The sequence below is a fragment of the Salegentibacter echinorum genome, from assembly GCF_900129445.1.
GTDB lineage: Bacteria > Bacteroidota > Bacteroidia > Flavobacteriales > Flavobacteriaceae > Salegentibacter > Salegentibacter echinorum.
Genome location: NZ_FQVT01000033.1, coordinates 1 through 1,990 on the forward strand (window position 1 = coordinate 1; position 1,990 = coordinate 1,990).

Here is a 1,990-nt window from a genome sequence, read left to right on the forward strand (position 1 = left end):
CTAAGACGGTTACAAATGGCCGCTTTTGATTTGTACCGTAAGTTTACGTCAATATTGCCGTTTTTCAAATTTTTTGTAGTGGGTCTCGCAATGACGAGCCATAGTATTTCCCAAACAGCCTTTTTTTCTTTCAGAAACAAAAAAAATTCTCTTTAATCAATCTTAGACTGTGAAGATATTATTTACTACTTCTTTAAAAAGACTGGAAAATGCTTTTTTTACAAATCAAATTTAATTCCTTGTGCCAACGGCAACTCGGTGGTATAATTAATAGTATTTGTTTGCCTTCTCATATAAATTTTCCAGGCATCAGATCCAGATTCCCTACCGCCACCGGTTTCTTTTTCACCACCAAAGGCACCGCCAATCTCTGCTCCTGAAGTTCCAATATTTACATTGGCAATTCCGCAGTCTGAACCTTCTACCGATAAAAAACGCTCTGCCTCCCGTAGGTTATTGGTCATTATTGCTGAAGAAAGTCCTTGCACTACCCCATTTTGAAGTTCTAAAGCATTACTCACATCTCCAGAATATTTTAAAAGATAAAGCACCGGCGCGAAAGTTTCATGTTGTACAATTTTAAAATCGTTTTCGGCTTCGGCAATGGCTGGTTTCACATAACATCCACTTTCGTAAGCCTCACCTTCCAGCACTCCGCCTTCTACCAGAATATTTCCGCCTTCTTCCACTACCTGGTCTAAAGCTTTTTGATAATTTTTTACCGCGTCTTTATCAATTAAAGGACCTACGTGATTATTTTCGTCTAAAGGATTTCCTATGCGCAATTGCTTATAGGCTCTTACAAGAGCGTCTTTCACTTTATCGTAAATTGACTCGTGAATAATTAAGCGTCGTGTAGAAGTACAACGTTGCCCACAGGTTCCTACGGCGCCAAAAACCGCACCTATTACTGTGTTTTTTATATCGGCATCTGGGGTTACAATTATGGCGTTATTTCCGCCGAGCTCCAATAGGGATTTCCCCAATCTTGCCGCTACAGCCTGTGCTACAATTTTTCCCATCCTAATTGAACCAGTAGCAGAAATTAAAGGCACCCTTTTATCGTTGGTCATTAACTCGCCTACTTTGTAATCTCCGGTTATCAAAGAAGAAATCCCGGCCGGAACATCGTTTTTAGCAAAAACATTCGCCGCAATATTCTGGCAGGCCACCGAGGTTAAAGGCGTCTTTTCTGAACCTTTCCAAATACAGGCGTCTCCACAAACCCAGGCCAAAGCAGTATTCCAGGACCACACCGCTACAGGAAAATTAAATGCCGAGATAATGCCTACCACTCCAAGCGGATGGTACTGCTCATACATTCTATGGCCGGGACGTTCAGAATGCATAGTCAAGCCGTGCAATTGCCGGGAAAGACCAACCGCAAAATCACAGATATCTATCATCTCCTGCACCTCTCCCAAACCTTCCTGATAGGATTTCCCCATTTCAAAAGAAACAAGTTTGCCCAAGGGTTCTTTTAACCTACGCAACTCTTCGTTAAACTGGCGTACTACTTCTCCACGAGCCGGTGCCGGCCAGGTACGCCATTCTTTAAAACCTTTACTGGCAGTACTTATTACCTTTTCATAATCTTCTTTGGTAGTCGTCTTTACTTTTCCAATTAAAGAACCATCTACAGGAGAATAAGACTCAATTACATCTCCGTTACTAAAAAAATCTTTCCCGGTAGATGTGCCATTATTTGTTTCCTGCAGGCCCAGTTCTTTAAGCGCCTCACTAATTCCGAAGTTTTCTGCTATTTCACTCATTAAATAAAAATTTTTACTGTTCTTTTGTGTGTTTCCTGCTAAAATAGTAAAAATACTTGCCAAAAGTAACCTGCATTATTAATGATTCTTAATGAATTTACACCAATCATTCTAGTTAGGCCATCCCGTATTCTATGGTTATAACAAGTCTTTTTTGTTAAATTTTCATGATTTCAGGCTGCATATCTCATTGTGTCAGCATAAGGTGTACCGCGTTT

Annotated in this window: 1 protein-coding gene; it reads right to left on the bottom strand. The window is 40.4% G+C overall.

The genetic code is table 11. The features are described 5' to 3' along the window. Nucleotides 1–218 precede the first annotated feature (218 nt). Nucleotides 219–1,772, bottom strand: coding sequence for an L-piperidine-6-carboxylate dehydrogenase (gene amaB / locus BUA71_RS17340; protein ID WP_072882045.1), 1,554 nt, complete (start codon nucleotides 1,770–1,772; stop codon nucleotides 219–221). Nucleotides 1,773–1,990 lie beyond the last annotated feature (218 nt).

Bases quoted from the DNA above. Each gene is read 5' to 3' on its own strand.
- amaB (WP_072882045.1), bottom strand. From the start codon at position 1,772: ATGAGTGAAATAGCAGAAAACTTCGGAATTAGTGAGGCGCTTAAAGAA.